The sequence below is a fragment of the Pseudomonas sp. CNPSo 3701 genome, assembly GCF_028674975.1.
GTDB classification, from domain to species: domain Bacteria; phylum Pseudomonadota; class Gammaproteobacteria; order Pseudomonadales; family Pseudomonadaceae; genus Aquipseudomonas; species Aquipseudomonas straminea.
Genome location: NZ_JAQZSI010000001.1, coordinates 1,207,886 through 1,223,861 on the forward strand (window position 1 = coordinate 1,207,886; position 15,976 = coordinate 1,223,861).

The 15,976-nt window shown below is 62.8% G+C and carries 15 protein-coding genes; 9 read left to right on the top strand and 6 right to left on the bottom strand.

Features of this window, described 5'->3' with window-relative positions; translation table 11 throughout:
• The first annotated feature begins 59 nt into the window (after positions 1-59).
• Genes PVA39_RS05490 through PVA39_RS05515 form a run of 6 tightly spaced genes read left to right on the top strand, consistent with a single transcriptional unit; the run spans position 60 to position 5,859 of the window.
• On the top strand, positions 60-587 hold the full coding sequence (locus PVA39_RS05490; RefSeq protein WP_274123136.1) for a TRAP transporter small permease: 528 nt from the start codon (positions 60-62) through the stop codon (positions 585-587).
• Positions 584-1,864, top strand: a complete 1,281-nt coding sequence (locus PVA39_RS05495) for a TRAP transporter large permease subunit (protein WP_274123137.1) — start codon at positions 584-586, stop codon at positions 1,862-1,864. The genes PVA39_RS05490 and PVA39_RS05495 overlap by 4 nt, the downstream gene beginning before the upstream one ends.
• A 33-nt stretch (positions 1,865-1,897) precedes the next feature.
• Positions 1,898-2,884 (top strand): TRAP transporter substrate-binding protein, encoded by a 987-nt coding sequence (locus PVA39_RS05500; RefSeq protein WP_274123138.1) that lies wholly within the window; start codon positions 1,898-1,900, stop codon positions 2,882-2,884.
• A gap of 49 nt (positions 2,885-2,933) precedes the next feature.
• A complete protein-coding gene (locus PVA39_RS05505) occupies positions 2,934-3,860 on the top strand; it encodes a YncE family protein (RefSeq protein ID WP_274123140.1) in 927 nt (308 codons plus the stop codon).
• Between the two features lie 27 nt (positions 3,861-3,887).
• A complete protein-coding gene (locus PVA39_RS05510) occupies positions 3,888-4,898 on the top strand; it encodes a TRAP transporter substrate-binding protein (RefSeq protein ID WP_274123141.1) in 1,011 nt (336 codons plus the stop codon).
• Between the two features lies 1 nt (position 4,899).
• Positions 4,900-5,859 (top strand): amidohydrolase family protein, encoded by a 960-nt coding sequence (locus tag PVA39_RS05515; RefSeq protein WP_274123142.1) that lies wholly within the window; start codon positions 4,900-4,902, stop codon positions 5,857-5,859.
• A 96-nt stretch (positions 5,860-5,955) separates the two neighbouring features.
• On the opposite strand, the gene PVA39_RS05520 is transcribed toward PVA39_RS05515, so the two are convergent.
• Positions 5,956-6,858 carry a hypothetical protein gene (locus tag PVA39_RS05520; RefSeq protein WP_274123143.1) on the bottom strand — a complete coding sequence of 301 codons (903 nt, stop codon included), beginning with the start codon at positions 6,856-6,858 and terminating at the stop codon, positions 5,956-5,958.
• Positions 6,859-7,412: 554 nt separating this feature from the next.
• Here PVA39_RS05520 and PVA39_RS05525 point away from each other — a divergent pair.
• Complete coding sequence (locus PVA39_RS05525) at positions 7,413-8,588, top strand: L-rhamnonate dehydratase (protein ID WP_274123144.1); 1,176 nt, start codon at positions 7,413-7,415, stop codon at positions 8,586-8,588.
• A 330-nt stretch (positions 8,589-8,918) separates the two neighbouring features.
• Here the strand turns inward: PVA39_RS05525 and PVA39_RS05530 are convergent, their stop codons facing one another.
• The 5 genes from PVA39_RS05530 to PVA39_RS05545 form a co-directional block, all read right to left on the bottom strand.
• Positions 8,919-9,851, bottom strand: coding sequence for a flavin-containing monooxygenase (locus PVA39_RS05530; RefSeq protein ID WP_337993275.1), 933 nt, complete (start codon positions 9,849-9,851; stop codon positions 8,919-8,921).
• A gap of 18 nt (positions 9,852-9,869) precedes the next feature.
• A complete protein-coding gene (locus PVA39_RS23295; RefSeq protein WP_337993274.1) occupies positions 9,870-10,007 on the bottom strand; it encodes an FAD-dependent oxidoreductase in 138 nt (45 codons plus the stop codon).
• Positions 10,008-10,045: 38 nt separating this feature from the next.
• Positions 10,046-10,396 carry an ArsR/SmtB family transcription factor gene (locus tag PVA39_RS05535; RefSeq protein ID WP_274123146.1) on the bottom strand — a complete coding sequence of 117 codons (351 nt, stop codon included), beginning with the start codon at positions 10,394-10,396 and terminating at the stop codon, positions 10,046-10,048.
• 275 nt (positions 10,397-10,671) lie between these two features.
• Positions 10,672-12,054, bottom strand: a complete 1,383-nt coding sequence (locus tag PVA39_RS05540) for a M16 family metallopeptidase (protein WP_274123147.1) — start codon at positions 12,052-12,054, stop codon at positions 10,672-10,674.
• A gap of 8 nt (positions 12,055-12,062) precedes the next feature.
• Positions 12,063-13,706: a Na/Pi cotransporter family protein gene (locus PVA39_RS05545; RefSeq protein WP_093503996.1), complete on the bottom strand. Its 1,644-nt coding sequence runs from the start codon at positions 13,704-13,706 to the stop codon at positions 12,063-12,065.
• A gap of 397 nt (positions 13,707-14,103) precedes the next feature.
• Between PVA39_RS05545 and PVA39_RS05550 the strand changes: the two genes are divergently transcribed.
• Both PVA39_RS05550 and prfH read left to right on the top strand, forming a co-directional pair.
• Complete coding sequence (locus tag PVA39_RS05550) at positions 14,104-15,240, top strand: RNA ligase RtcB family protein (protein ID WP_274123148.1); 1,137 nt, start codon at positions 14,104-14,106, stop codon at positions 15,238-15,240.
• Entirely contained in the window at positions 15,240-15,866 is a 627-nt protein-coding gene (gene prfH, locus PVA39_RS05555; RefSeq protein ID WP_274123149.1) for a peptide chain release factor H, read from the top strand. Before PVA39_RS05550 ends, prfH begins: the two co-directional genes overlap by 1 nt.
• Positions 15,867-15,976: the final 110 nt, after the last annotated feature.

The following is a 15,976-nucleotide window of genomic DNA, read 5'->3' on the forward strand; positions in this document are numbered from 1 at the left end:
GCTATCGATCACAACCGCAGGCAGCCCTGGCTGCCCGGTGTCTGGGGAGGTGTGTGCCCATGCGCCTGCTGACCCTGGTGTTTTCCCGCCTGTTCGAGGGCATCGTGGTGTTCTGCATGGCCACCATGGTGATCCTGGTGTTCGTCAACGTGGTGCTGCGTTACGGCTTCAATTCCGGCATCGCCCTGTCGGATGAAGGGGCGCGCTACCTGTTCGTGTGGCTGACCTTCATCGGTGCGGTGATCGCCCTGCGCGACAACACCCACCTGGGTATCGACCTGTTCTTCCGTCGCCTGCCGGCCTTTGGCCAGCGCGTCTGCGCGGTGCTGGCCGAGTTGCTGATGCTGTTCTGCTGCGGCCTGTTTCTGGTCGGCAGCGTCAAGCAGACGCTGATCAACATGGACAACCTGTCGCCGGTGGCCGGCCTGCCGCTGGGCTGGATGTACGCCGCGGGTGTGGTGTGCAGCTTGGCCATGGGCGCGATCATCGTCAGCCGCCTGTTCCAGCTCCTGTTCCGCCATGCCGACCCGCTGCGCAGCGTGGCGGGCGAGGGTGACGGCGCGGTGGTTTCCGAGGGCTCGAAATGACCATTTTCGTTTTTCTCGGCTCCCTGCTGGGCGCCATGGCCATGCGTATTCCGGTGGCCTTCGCGCTGATGCTGGCCGGCGTTGCGCTGATGATTCAGCTCGACACCTTCGATGCGCAGATCCTGGCGCAGAACCTGATCAGCGGCGCCGACAGCTTCCCGCTGCTGGCCATTCCGTTCTTCATGCTGGCCGGCGAGCTGATGAATGCCGGTGGTCTGTCGCGGCGCATCGTCGCGTTGCCCATGGCGATGGTCGGCCACATGCGCGGCGGCCTGGGTTTCGTGGCGATCATCGCGGCCATCGTCATGGCCTCGCTGTCCGGCTCGGCCGTAGCCGACACTGCTGCGGTGGCGGCGATGCTGATGCCGATGATGCGCAAGGCCGGCTACGACCCCAACCGCTCGGCCGGATTGATCGCCGCGGGCGGCATCATCGCGCCGATCATTCCGCCGTCGATTCCGCTGGTGGTGTTCGGCGTCGCCGGTGGCGTGTCGATCACCAAGCTGTTCATGGCCGGCATCGTACCGGGGCTGATGATGGGCCTGGCGCTGTGGGGCACCTGGTGGTGGCTGGCGCGGCGCACCGACCTGCCGGTAGGCCAGAAGGCCTCGCGCGGCGAAGTGTTGCGGGCGCTGCGTGACGGCATCTGGGCGCTGATGCTGCCGGTGCTGATCATCGGTGGCCTGAAGTTGGGCATCTTCACGCCCACTGAGGCTGCAGCCGTGGCGGCGATCTATGCGCTGTTCGTGTCGCTGGTGGTCTACCGCGAGCTGAAGCTGCGTGACCTTTATCAGGTGTTCCTGGATGCCGGGCGCACCACGGCGGTGGTGATGTTCCTGGTGGCGGCGGCGCTGGTGTCGTCCTGGCTGATGACCATCGCTGAGCTGCCGATGCTGGTCAGCGACCTGCTTGAACCCCTGATCGACCGGCCGCAACTGCTGCTGGTGGTGATCATGGCGATCGTGCTGGTGGTTGGCACCACCATGGACCTGATGCCCATCGTGCTGATCCTCACACCGGTGTTCATGCCGGTGATCAAGCTCGCCGGTATCGATCCCGTGTACTTCGGCATCCTGTTCATCCTCAACACCTCCATCGGCCTGATCACTCCACCGGTGGGCAACGTGCTCAGCGTGATGAGCGGCGTCGGCAAGGTGCCGCTCGATGGCGTGATGCGTGGCGTGCTGCCGTTCCTGTTCGCGCACCTTTCGGTACTGGCGCTGCTGATCATCTTCCCGCAGTTGGTGATGACGCCCATGCGCTGGTTCCTGCCCTGAATGTTCCCGTTCACTCACAGCAAGGAAGTAACGATGAAAAACAACAAGAAAGCGCTGCGTACCCTGGGCTGCCTGTTGCTGCTGGGCTGCTCCGTTCTGCAGGCCCAGGCGGCCACCACCCTGCGTTTCGGTTTTGCCGGTTCGGACAGCGACACCCAGAGTCTGGCCGCCAAGGAGTTCGCCCAGCTGGTCAAGGACGGCAGCAACGGTGAGCTGGTGGTGCGCGCCTACGGCAACAGCATGCTGGGCAACGACCAGGCGATGATCGCCGGCGTGCGCGGTGGCACCATCGACATGGAAATGTCCGGCACGCCCAACTTCAGTGGCCTGACCCCGCGCATGTCGGTACTCGACCTACCGTTCGTGTTCGCCGACAGCGCCCATGCCTACCGGGTGCTCGATGGCGAGATCGGCCAACAACTGCTCGATGGCCTGGCCGAGCACAACCTCAAGGGCCTGGCTTACTGGGAAGTGGGCTTTCGTGATATCACCAACTCACGCAAACCTGTGCGCGTGCCGGATGACGTCAAGGGTCTGAAGATCCGCACTTCCAGCAACCCGGCGCAGATCGAGGCGTTCCGCCTGCTTGGCGCCAACCCGCAGCCGCTGCCGCTGGCCGAGCTATACAACGCCTTGGAAATGAAGGCCGTCGATGCTCAGGAGCACCCGCTGAGCATCACCTGGTCGTCGGGTTTCTACGAAGTGCAGAAGTATCTGTCGCAGACCCACCACGCCTATACCGCGCTGGTGCTGGTGATGAACAAGCAGAAGTTCGACGCCCTGCCGGCCGAGCAGCAGAAGGTGCTGGTGGACGCGGCCCGCGCCGCCGGCCAGGCGCAGCGCCGGATGAATGCCGAGAACGACGGCAAGTACCTCGCCGAGCTGGCCGAGAAGGGCATGGAGATCGAGCCCAATGTCGACCGCGAAGCCTTCCGCAAGGCGGTGTCCGCGCCGGTGCGCGAGGCCTTCGTCAAACAGCATGGCAGCGAACTGCTCGACGCCATCGACGCCCTGCGCTGAGCCCATCAATCCGGCGGCGCGCCGAGCGCCGCTTCAAGGAATCGAGATCATGAGTCAGGAAATTCTGCTGCTGGTGCAGAAATGCGCCCACACCTTCAGCTTCTACGACGTCGAGAGCGGTGAGGCGATCAAGCACATCCGCCTGCCGGACTTCCCCCACGAGTTCGTGGTGGACTCGCAGAACCGCTTCGCCTACGTCGGCCACTACGGCATCGAAACCTCCAGCCACGAAGGCGAGGGCGGCTGCTCGGTGTTCGTCATCGACCTGGAAAAGGGCGAGCACGTGCGCACCCTGAGCATCTGGCCGTTCCGCCGCCCGCACGGCCTGGCGATGGACGATCAGGATCGCCTCTACGTGCTCAGCGAAGGCAACTCGACCCTGCTGATCTTCGACCAGCCGCACCTCAAGGACACCCCGGATCGCGCCATTCCCTCCGGCGGCTACAAGAGCCACCTGGTGGCATTGACCCGCAGCGGCGAGACCGCCTTCGCCCTCAATCTGTTGAGCAACACCATCACCCGCCTCAAGCCGCAGGATCCAACCGTTGCGCCGGTGCCGGTGCAGCCAGGCAGCATGCCCGAGGGCAACTGCTACAGCGCCGACGAGCGCATCCTGTACGTCGCCACCCGTGGTGACAACAGCATCGTCGCCGTTGATGTCGAGACGCTGCAAGTGACCCGTCGTGGCCGTACCGGCGCCGACCCGACGCGCATCTACCGCGACCGTCAGAATCGCCTGTACGTGACCAACTACGCCGAGCATTCGATTTCCGTGTTCAACGCCGAGCTGGAGGAAATCCACCGCATCGAGCTGGACACCCATGCCATCGCCATGAGCCTGCACCCGACCCGCGACCTGGCCTTCGTCACGCTCAAGGATCAGCGCGTCGGCATGCTGGATCTCAATACCTACAGCTTCCTGCGTTACTTCCACACTCTGCTCGAGCCTGATGTATCCCAGGTCATCGTGCGCTGAAGTCCCGTACTTTCGGAGAACAACAAGATGAACAAGCCATTCACCCGCACCCTGGCCGCCCTCGGCCTGGCTCTCCTGCTGCCGGGCCTTGCCGCCCACGCCGAGGAACGCAGCTTCAAACTCAGCGCCGGCGACCCCATCGACGCACCTGGCCCGCAGGGCGCCAAACTGTTCAGCGAGCACCTCAAGGCCTCCAGCGGCGGAGCCCTCAACGTCAAGGTGTTCCCCTCGGCGATGATCGGCAACGACGTGCAGATGCTTGGCGCGCTGCCGGCCGGCACCGTGGAGTTCGCCCTGGTCGGCGCACCGACGCTGGTCGGTCTGGTCAAGGAATTCGGCGTGCTCGACCTGCCGTATCAGTTCAACTCCCCGGCTGAAGTAGACGCCATGCTCGACGGCCCCATGGGCCAACAACTGCTGGCCAAGCTGGAAGAAAAGGGCCTGGTCGGCCTGGGCTTCTGGGAAATCGGCTTCCGTGACCTGACCAACAGCAAGCGCCCCATCGAGAAGTGGGAAGACCTCAAGGGCCTGAAAATCCGCACCGTGCAGAGCCCGATCTTCCGTACCTTCTTCGAGCACCTGGGCGCCAACGCCCAGCCGATGCCGATCAACGAAGTGTTCGGCGCCCTGGAAATGCACGCCATCGACGGCCAGGAAAACCCCATCTCGCTGATCGCCACCCAGCGTTTCAACGAGGTGCAGAAGTACCTGACCCTGAGCGAGCACATCTACACGTCCTACGTACTGCTGATGAGCAAGAAGACCTGGGACTCGCTCGACGATGCCCAGCGTGCTCAGGTGCGCCAGGCCGCCGAGCAGGCCAGAGGCGAGCAGCGCGCCATCGCCCGCAAGGCCAATCAGGACAAGCTGGCTGAACTCAAGGACGCTGGCATGCAGATCAATGCCCTGAGCGACGAGCAACGCCAGCGCTTCGTCGAACAGGCCAAGGTGGTCACCGAGCAGGTACGCGGCAATATCGGCGCCGACTTCGTCCAGGCCTGGCAGGCCGAACTGGCCCGTGTGCGGGAGAGCCATTGAAATGACCGCCTGCCTGCACCTGCGTCTCGGCCTGCCGTATGCGGCAGGCGGGCAGCGGCTGATCGATGCCCATCACCATCTGTGGAACCTCGATAGCCATCGCTACCCCTGGCTGCAGGACGAGGTCGACCCCGGCTTCTTTCTCGGCGACTACAGCGCCCTGCGCCGTAACTACCTGCCCGAGGACTACCTGGCCGACAGCGCCGGCCAGCGGGTGCTGGCCACGGTGCACTGCGAAGCCGAACATGATCGCGCCGATCAGGTAGCGGAAACCCGCTGGATACACGAGCAACATGCGCGCTACGGTTTTCCCAATGCGGTGGTGGCCCACGTCTGGTTCCACCGTCCGGAATGCGAGGAGGTGCTTGGCAGGCATCTGGAATATCCGCTGCTGCGCGGCATTCGCAGCAAACCGGTGACGGCGCCCCGCCCCGAGCTGGCCGCCAGCGTGCGCGGGCAGAGCGGCAGCATGCAGGACGAGGCCTGGCTGCGCGGCTTCGAACTGCTGGCCAGGCACGGCTTGTCGTGGGACTTGCGCGTGCCGTACTGGCATTTGCAGGAAGCTGCCGAGGTGGCCGCTGCCTTCCCCGAGGTGCCCATCGTGCTCAATCACATGGGCTTTCCCTGGGATCGCAGCCCCGCCGGGCTCGATGGCTGGCGCGCCGGCATGTCCGCGCTGGCGGCGCAGCCGAACGTCAGCGTGAAGGTCTCCGAACTGGGCCTGCGGGATCAACCCTGGACGCTGGAAGGCAACCGCGGGGTGATCGAAGAAACCTTGGCACTGTTCGGCATTGAGCGCTGCCTGTTCGCCAGCAATTATCCGGTGGCAGGTTTGCGCATCGGCTACGGCGAGTTGGTCACGGCGCTGCAGGCCATTCTTGCCGACTACGACGAGGCGCAGCGCGATGGCTTCTTCTGGCGCAATTCGCGGGATTTCTATCGGATCGAGGTGGCTAAGTAGTTTGCCAGGCGTATGCAACGGGGACGGTCGAAGGCATCCCGGCTTCGTCACCGTCCCATGCTATCGATGCTTAGGTAGAGCGACAGCCAAGGTTGTTCAGTTTGTGGCTTCGGTCTTTTCGATCAGCGAATGGATAAGCCTGATGGGCATGGTTTCAGAGGCCAGTTCCTCAACGGAAACGTTTTTCCAAGTACCCGAACCATCTTTGCCAACCATAAAGGCCAGTAAGGGTTTGCCCTGGCTATCCAGATTCTGATACTCGGGTAGTGTTGGCAGCTTCGCAGGATCATTGCGCACTGCTGCGACTGCAATAGCCTCGAGTTGCACGGCTGTGGGCCATTTTTTCCATGCCTTCTCTGCCTCGCTCATGGTGCCTTCCAGCTTTGCATCGCGCAGAAAACTGATTACATAAGATCCCGCCAAGTCTTCGGCTCTTCTTAATCTTTCACTCAAATCATAGGTTTCATTGCGATACAGCATGTCGCGATTGGTCATTTCCAGAAAGGCTACCTGGCGCTCTGCTGGGGTAAAAAGTCCTGAGTCGTTGAAGGAAATCTTTGAAAGTGTCACGCGATCTAGTGACGCGAAGGGATTTTCTGCCGTTTGGGAGTCATAGAGTTTCTCCTCCTGGTAATGGTGGTCGAGGAGGTAGTTGGCTGCCTGCTTGGCCAGCGCCTGCCGCTCATGGCTGAGGTCGTCTGGCAACGCCTGGAGAAAATCGGCGTTCTTGCCCTGTTCCCTGATCTGCTGATGGTTACCGTCCAGAAACGCATCGAAATCGGCGGCAGCGCTGGTACTCCCGGTGGACTCGCTCTTGAGTAAAAGCGATATCTTCGTGGCAGCGGGCGAGAGGGTTACCGTGACGCCTGAGGAGCTGTAGACGGGCTGTCTACCGGACGCTGACGTGCTTTTTTCGACATCGGTCTGAACGACCTTGATCGAAGCGCCCGCCGTGACCGAGCGGCTTGCCAGCAGGCTGTCCACGCTAAAGTTGGTCATATCCATGTCCCTTGGATTTTGCTGGCCCGGGCGCGCAAATGAGCCCAGGTACGCGATGCGATTTTTCCTTCACTATCACATCGGCCGCTTGCGGAGAGTCTTGAGGGCTGTCGCTTCTGGCTGACACTAGCGGTCATGGGCATGGATAGTTGGTATGTGTGGCGCATCTCAGCCTGATACTGCTTCGCCCCTCTTTTGACGATCAGTGCCGCACCCGAACCGTCGGGCGATAACACCCGCGCGTCTTTTGCCGTTCTAGGCATTTCCTGTGGTTATCACCGAATGCGCATAAGTGATTATCCGCCACCGTGCGCCGTGGCTAGAGTCGTCGGCAACAGGCAGCTCGGCTGCCGCCGTAGACCAACAAGAAGCCGGCCCTGATCGCCAGGGCAAAAACGGCAACAAGGAATCGACCATGACACCGATGGCATCGGCCAGAGCGCTGGCCTTGCTGTGCTCGCCACCTCTTTTCAGTTTCCCGCTCAACCAATCCCGTCGTATCGCCGAGAGCCAGTCTCTGCCGGTCGCCCGTCTATCGTGAAAGGAGCCGTACCATGAAAATAAAATCCATCCGTACCCGCGTTTTCGAGTGGAAGGGCAAGGTCGTGCCGCCCCAGGCGCACTTCTGCACCAACGCCAGCGACATCCTGTTCGAGAAGGGCGATGCCATGGGCTCGTTCCGTTTCCACGGCTGGCTGGTGGTGGAGGTGGAGACCGACAACGGCATCGTCGGCGTCGGTAACTGCGCCCTGGCACCGCGTGTGGCCAAGGAGATCATCGACACGTACCTGGCGCCTATCGCCATCGGCGAGGACCCGTTCGACAACGAGTATATCTGGCAGAAGATGTACCGTCAGAGCCACGCCTGGGGCCGCAAGGGCATCGGCATGGCAGCGATCTCAGCGATCGATATCGCCATCTGGGACATCATGGGCAAAGCGGTGAACAAGCCGGTGTTCAAGCTGCTCGGCGGGCGCACCAAGGAAAAGATCTGGACCTACGCCTCCAAGCTCTACGCCAACGACAACCTCGACCTGTTCCTCGAAGAGGCCCAGGGCTACCTGAACCAGGGCTTCAACGCGCTGAAGATGCGCTTCGGCTACGGCCCGAAGGACGGCCCGGCGGGCATGCGCCGCAATATCGAGCAGGTGCGTGCGCTGCGCGAACTGGCCGGCCCGGACGTGGACATCATGCTCGAGTGCTATATGGGCTGGACCCTGGAATACGCCCGTCGCATGCTGCCCAAACTCGCCGAGTTCGAGCCGCGCTGGCTGGAAGAACCGGTGATCGCTGACGACCTGGAGGGTTACATCGAGCTGAAGAAGATGGGCATCATGCCGATCTCCGGTGGCGAGCACGAGTTCACTTCTTACGGCTTCAAGGAGATGCTCGAACGCCGTGCCGCGGACGTGATCCAGTACGACACCAACCGCGTGGGCGGCATCACTGCAGCGCGCAAGATCAACGCCATGGCCGAAGCCTGGTCGGTGCCGGTGATCCCCCATGCCGGGCAGATGCACAACTACCACCTGACCATGTCGACCACCGCATCGCCGATGGCAGAGTTTTTCCCGGTGTTCGATGTCGAGGTCGGCAACGAGCTGTTCTACTACGTGTTCAAAGGCGAGCCGGCGCCGGTGGACGGTTACATCCAACTCGATGACAACAAGCCCGGCCTGGGTCTTGAAATCTCCGAGGAGTACCTGAGCGAGTTCAATATCATCGAGTAATCCGCAGCGAGTTTGCAGCAAAGAAAGCCCTGGTTTAACCGGGGCTTTTTCGTTAGCGGCTGCGCAACAGGCTGACCAGGCCGACGAGGGCCAAGAGCAGAATCAACGATACCACTGCACCCACGACGTACAGCTCGTTGGTGCTGCGCAATCAATTGACCCCAACGATCAAAATCAATGACTCTGACCCTAACGATTCCAGTACGGCCGGCAGGTAGTACGTCGTGCTCCAGGCCAGGATCTGGGCGATACCCATGGCCCAGACGAGTTTGACTCGATTGATCGTTGGCGGGTGGCTTTCGGGGTGGGGCACGGAAAGGGCTCTTGTTGTTATGACTGCAACGCAGTACCGCCCACGCCGGCAGGCGCAGCCTGCAAGTAGCTAAGCAAATGCTTCAGGTTGTGTTCGATGTCGGGGCCAACCCCGCGCAGCGTGGCCGAGGCGAAGTTGCGCTGTTTCGGCAGACCAACGAAATACAGGCCGGGAACGCGAGTGGCGACTCCATGACGTTGTAGTACGTTGCCACGCTCATTCATCACCGGTAGGCCTTCGAGGAAGGGCAAATTGGGATGGAAGCCAGTGGCGAATATCAGGCTATCAATTCGCTCTTCTTGCCCATCGGCCCAAACCACACCATTGGGCGTGACCTGCTGGAACATAGTGCGCTGGCTGTAGCGGCCGGCCTTCAATGCCCGTCGGTAAGTCCCATCGTCAAGTACCGGCGTGCTCTGGTCGCTGAGCCAACGGCTATTTCCCAAGCCGGTCCATTTCAGCCAATCATGGAAGTCGGCACCGAGTACGCGCTGGGGCATGAAGCGGATGACCTGGCGTGTGGCCAAGGTGACTTGGGCGGCCTGGGCCAGCTCGTGCGCAATCTGCACCGCCGAGTTGGCTGCGCCGACAACCACAATGCGCTGTCCTTCGAGTCCCACAGAATTGCGATATTGCGCGCTATGCAGGCGAGTGCCGCCAAAGCTGTGGAGCCCCGGAATTTCTGGGGTATAGGGTCGGCTAAAGCCACCCGAGGCCACTATCAGAGCCTTGGTCAGAAATTGCTGACCATCCGCCGAGTCGACACGAAACCCAGTTTCATCGCGACACACCGCAGCCACCCGCTTGTTAGGGCGGATCGGCAACTGGAAGCGCTCGGCATAGTCTTCGAGATAACGTACCACTTCGTGTCGCAACGGGTAGTGCTTCGCTTCTCCTGGGAACGCAATGCCAGGTAGCGAAGAGTACGCCGCCGGCGAGAACAGCTTCAGGCTGTCGTAGTAGTTGTGTCAGTTACCGCCAGGCCGTTGTTGTTCATCCAAGATAAGGAAATCCAAACCCTGTTGGCGCAGATGCCAGCCTGCCGCCAAGCCGGCTTGGCCGGCGCCAATGACGATGGCATCGAAAGTTCGGCTATTTGCGTTCATTAGTGCGCACCTATACACGTATTTAGGGAAATGAAAACTCAGGGTTGGCTATATGGGCAACAGAAGGGAGCAATGGCTTTGGTGTGCTGCAGGATGTCTTCCAACTTCTTGATGATGGCCGGCCCATCGACCTCGTAGAACACCTGGCGGCCGGACTTGGCCGAGCGGACGATGCCGACCTCAAGCAGCACCTGCAAGTGACGGGAAACCACGGAGCGCTCTTGCGGTAGCTCCGCTGCGATCTCGGTTACGTCAGCGCGCCCCAGCTGCATCACGCGCTTCAATACAGCTACTCGCGGAGACTCGCAGAGGGCCTTGAAGAACGCGCTGTCGAGCGATGCGATGGCGGCTTCAATGGCGTGGGTTCGATGTGTAAGGGAGCTGTTCATGCAGAGCAGTATGTGTGCATGGTCGCGCACATGTAAAGCCGTTGTCTCGCTTGCGCAAGGGCAGCGGGAAACTCCCGCGATATCTCGGATCGTTGTTCGCTGTCGAAGAAGGGCCGCCCAGAGGCGGCCAGGACTACATGGACAATGCTTCAAACAGCAATCCATGCACCTCGCGAATCACTTCTTCAGTGTTTCCAAGTAATCCTTCAAATCGATGGGCTCAGCGTCATTGATCCGGGCATGTAGCTAAATCAGTGAATCTGACCATTAATCCATTAGCGCCGCCGCAACAAGCTGACCAGGCCGGCCAGGGCCAGTAGCAGAATCAACGCCGCCACCGCACCCACCACATACAGGCCGGTGGTACTCAGCAACGGCTGCTCGACGCGCTGGTAGCTCGGCTGCTTGAGCAGCAGGTTCAGCGCCGCATCGAGCTGGGCGGTGTGGATCTTGCGTAGCTCCGGTGCCGGGTCGGCGAAGCGGCCTTCTTCGTAGCTACCGAGTGAACTCCAGTAGGTGTCGGCCAGGGCGCTGTTGCCTTGTGCGGTCCAGTTCTGGCGGGCGAGGGCGACGCTGCGCAGGCGTTCGACGGTGGCGTCGTCCATGCCGTCTTTGGCGAGGCGTTGCAGCAAATCATGCAGGCGCTGCTCGGTCTGCGCCACGTCCTCGCGGTCCACCTCGGCGCTGATGCTGAAGAAGCTGCTGCTGCCGTAGGCGCTGCGCTCCACCTCGGGGCTGTAGGCCAGGCCGTGCTCGATGCGCAGGTCTTTGTATACAGCCCACTGCAGGTAGTCGCGCAGCAGTTGCCAGGTGCCCTGGTCGAGTTCGCCGACCCAGGGCTCGGTGAAGATCAGGTTCACCTGGGCGGTGTCGCCGAACAGGCCGGTGGTCAGCGTGCGTTCGGGCTCGGCGTGGCCGTTGCTTTCCGGCAGTTCGCGCAGCTCCGGCATCGGGCCGGGCGGCAGTTCACCGAAGCGCCGTTCGAGGTAGGCGGGCAGGCGGCGATCCAGGTCGCCGACCATGATCAAGGTCATGTTGTTGGCCACGTACCACTGCTCGCGCAGGCGCTCCAGGGCAGCGGCGTCCAGACGGCCCAGCGAGTCCTGTTCGGCGCAGGCCTGGCCGAGTTCGGCGGCCAGCTGTTCGGTGGCGTCGTTACGCTTGCTCGATGCGCCTAGCAGGCGCTGCCAGGCGGCCGGGTGTTCGCCATTCTCGTGGACGATCACCCGTTTGGCCGCATCGATGCGTTCAGGTGTGAGTTCGGTGTTGAACAGTGCGGCAAGCAGCAGGTCCAGCGCTGCACGCTGATTGGCGGCGGGCACCTCGAGGACGAAAGTGGTGTCGCTGTCGCGGGTGAAGGCATTCCAGTCGCCACCCAGGGCCTGCATGCGTTCTTCCAGGCCGGATTCGCCGCTGGCGTCGATGCCGCTGAACAACAGGTGTTCGAGCAGGTGCGGCAGCTCCTTGTGGTCGCAGTCGAACTGGTCGAAGCCGATGCCGACCACCAGGCGAATCGACACGTGGCCGCGGTCGCTGGTGGGCTTGAGGATCAGCTGCAGGCCATTGTCCAGCGGGTAGCCTTCGACCTTCAGGTAGTCCGCTGCCCACAGCGGGCCACACAGCATCAGGCCCAGCAGCAGCGCCAGTGAGCGGGCCATGGCCCGCACTATTCGCCACCCTCTTCGGCGAGCAGGGCGCCGGTGTCCTGGTTACCGAGTACGGCGTAGGCACTTGCGCAAAACAGCGAATTGAGGCGTTTCATGTCGTCGATCAGTTCCAGGTGCAGAGAGCTGGTTTCCAGACTCTTGACCACCTGCTTATGCAGACGTTCGACATGTAAATGGGTGAGCCGGCGCTCCTGGATGCGGAAGCGGCGCTTCTCGCGCAGCAGTTGCCGTGCGGCATCGGCGTCAGCCGAGAAGAACACCGACAGGCCCAGGCGCAGGTTGCCGAGCAGGCGCTCGTGCAGGGCGATGAGTTCCTCCAGGCCACTGTCGGAGAAGGCATGGCGCTGGGCGGTTTTCTCGTCCTGGATCTTGCCGAGCATGCGCTCGATCAGATCGCCCGAGCGCTCCAGGTTCGAGGAGAACTCGATGATCTCGGCCCAGCGATGGCGGTCGGTTTCGCTCAAGTCTTCCTGGGACACCTGAGCGAGGTAGAGCTTCACCGCGTTGTACAGTGCATCGATGTCGTCGTCGATACGGCGCAGGTCCTTGGCGAGGATCGGCTGGCTGCCTCGCAGGGCGTCCTGCAGATGGCCGAGCATGGTGTCGACCAGATCGCCGATGCGCAGGGTTTCACGCACCGCATTGGCCAGCGCCAGGGTGGGTGTGGAGAGCGCGGTGGTGTCGAGGTGACGGGGCTTGGCGACAGCGTTGACGTCCGGGCGGTCGGGCAGCAGCCAGTTGCAGAAGCGCGCCATCAGATTCAGGGTCGGCAGCATCAGCAGGCAGCGCAGGGTGTTGTAGAGCACGTGGAAACCGATCACCAGCTCGGCCGGGTGCCAGTTCAGGCTGTCCAGCCAGTGCGCCAGCGGGTCGAGCACCGGGATCACCAGAATCAGGCCGATCAGCTTGTAGAGCAGGCTGCCCAGGGCCACGCGGCGGCCGGCTTGGCTCTGCATACTGGCGTTGAGAAAGGCCAGCACGCCGCTTCCGATGTTGGCGCCGATCACCAGGCCGATGGCCACCGGCAGGCCGATCACCCCGGAGCCGGTCAACGTGGCGGTGAGCAGAACCGCAGCCAGGCTGGAGTAGGAAATCAGCGCGAACAGCGCGCCAACCACCGCATCGAGCAGCACATCGCCGGTCAGCGAGGCGAACAGCACGTGTATACCCTTGGCCTCGGTGATTGGCGTGGCGGCGGTTACGATCAACTGCAGGGCGAGGATCATCAGGCCCAGGCCGATGCCCACGCGGCCGAGCTGGCCGGCGCGGGTCTGCTTGCGCGACAGGAAGAACACCACGCCGAGAAAGATCAGCAGCGGCGACAGCCAGCTGAGGTCGAAGGTCAGCACCCGGGCCATCAGCGCGGTGCCGACATCGGCGCCAAGCATGATCGCCAGCGCCGGGGTCAGCGCCATCAGGCCCTGGCCCACGAACGAGGTGACCAGCAGCGCCGTGGCGTTGCTGCTCTGCACCAGCGCGGTCACGGCGATGCCGGCGACGAAGGCCATCGGCCGCTTGCCGACGTTGTGGCTGAGCACGCGGCGCAACTGCGAGCCGTACACCCGCAGGATGCCGGTGCGCACGATATGGGTGCCCCAGATGAGCAGGGCAATGGCGGACAACAGATTGAGCAGCGTCAACATCACGCATCTCCCTGATATGCAGATTCGATCCCGGTACTTGGGATACTGCCGATGACGGCGTTCGCGCAGGTGTGGTCACCAACACCGCTGCCTATTACAAGCTGTAGTTGGAGAAGCGCAGGTTGCCAAGCAAGGAGTGGACCGCCGCCTGGCCGGCAGGTTGCGCGGTGCGTCAGTCAATCACCGTGCTCTGTTGCAAGCGAGCGCCAATGCGCCTAGCATGCGCGCCTTCTCTCAACCGACAGCAAAGGAGGCACATCATGCAGCAGCTGATCACCCTTTGCAGGTCGCGCCTGGCTTGATCGCATTCGCCGCTCCTCGTTAGCGGCGCCGCAACGCCCGGCCTCTGGCCTGCCAATCCGAACATCTTTCTGTTTCAACCCATCAGGATTGGACTATGGGCACTTGCATTCGCAATCTGTCCGACGGCGCCGTATTGGTCGCCGCGGACGACACCTGGATCGAAGGAAAAGCGATCCAGCAACTTGAAACCACCGCTCGCTTAGCGGGCATGCATCGGGTGGCCGGCATGCCGGATCTGCATCCGGGGCGTGGCTACCCGGTTGGTGCGGCATTCTTTTCCGTAGGGCGTTTTTATCCGGCGCTGGTCGGTAACGACATCGGCTGCGGCATGGCGCTGTGGCGCACGGACATACCGACCGCCAAGCTGCATCTGGACAAGCTGGAGAAGCGCCTCGGTAACCTCGACCTGCCACTCGACTATAGCTGGCAAGAGGCAGTCGCCGCCCTCGGGCTGCCGACCACCGGGCACGAGCGCTCCCTTGGCACCATCGGCGGTGGCAACCATTTCGCCGAGCTGCAGCAGTTCGATGAAAGCTATGACGATGCCGCGCTGGATGCTTTGGGCATCCAGCGCAAACACCTGCTGTTGCTGGTGCACAGCGGCTCGCGCGGCCTCGGTGAAGCGATCCTGCGTGAGCAGGTCGACCTGTTCGGCCATCAGGGCCTGGAGGCGGGCAGCGATGCCAGCAGCCATTACCTGAGCCGACACGACGGCGCGCTGCGTTTCGCCGAAGCCAACCGCCAGTTGATCGCCCGGCGCATGCTCGAGCGCTTGCGTGCTGATGGCGAGAGGGTGCTCGATATCAACCACAACCTGGTGTCGCCGGCGCGTGTCGACCACCTCGATGGCTGGCTGCACCGCAAGGGCGCCACGCCGTCGGATCAGGGCGCGGTGGTGATCCCTGGTTCGCGCGGCGACTACAGCTACCTGGTGCAGCCGATCGCCGATGAGCGCAGCCTGCTGTCCCTGGCCCATGGCGCCGGGCGCAAATGGATGCGCAGCGAGTGCAAGGATCGCCTCGCTGCGCGTTACAGCGTCGAGCAACTGAGCCGCACCGCACTCGGTAGCCGGGTGACCTGCGCCGATCGCGCGCTGATCTACGAGGAGGCGCCCGATGCCTACAAGGCCATCGACTCGGTGGTCGGTGCCTTGCGCGAAGCCGGCCTGGTTCGCGTGCTGGCGCGACTGAAACCGGTGCTGACCTACAAGACGCGCGGAGGGTGCTGCTGATGATCCTTCTGCAACTATCGGCGGCTCAGGGGCCGGACGAATGTGCACTGGCAGTGGCCAGGGCATTGCCCAGGCTAAAGGCCGAGGCGGACGGTATTGGTGTGACGGTGCGGGTACTCGAAGATGAACCGGGGCCGCGGCGTGGCACCTTGCGTTCGGTATTGCTGGCGCTGGATGGCGAGCAGGCCGAGCGGCTGGCCGGTGACTGGACGGGTTCGCTGCAGTGGATCTGCCCCAGCCCCTACAGGCCCGGCCATGCTCGCAAGAAGTGGTTCTTCGGTGGTGCGCAATTCACTGCGCCATCGCCGGAACTGGCCGGCGAAATCCGTTTCGAAACCCTGCGCTCGTCGGGCCCGGGTGGCCAGCACGTCAACACCACCGACTCGGCGGTGCGTGCCACCCATGTGGCCAGCGGCATCAGCGTCAAGGTGCAGAGCGAGCGCAGCCAGCACGCCAACAAGCGCCTGGCGCTGCTGCTGATCGCCCAGCGCCTCGCCCTGCATGCCCAGGCGCAAGCCGATGCGGCACGGGCGCAACGTCGTGATGCGCATCTGCAGGTCGAGCGGGGCAACCCGCGGCGGGTGTTTCGTGGCGAGCGCTTCGAGCCCGCTTCCGATAGCGCTTAAAAATGAAAAGAACGGGGCCACCCAAGGCCCCGATTCTTTGCACGTATCCGGCCAAGGCCCGCCAGTTGACGGTATCCCGTATCCTGCATCTGTAGGATGGTCAGCATACC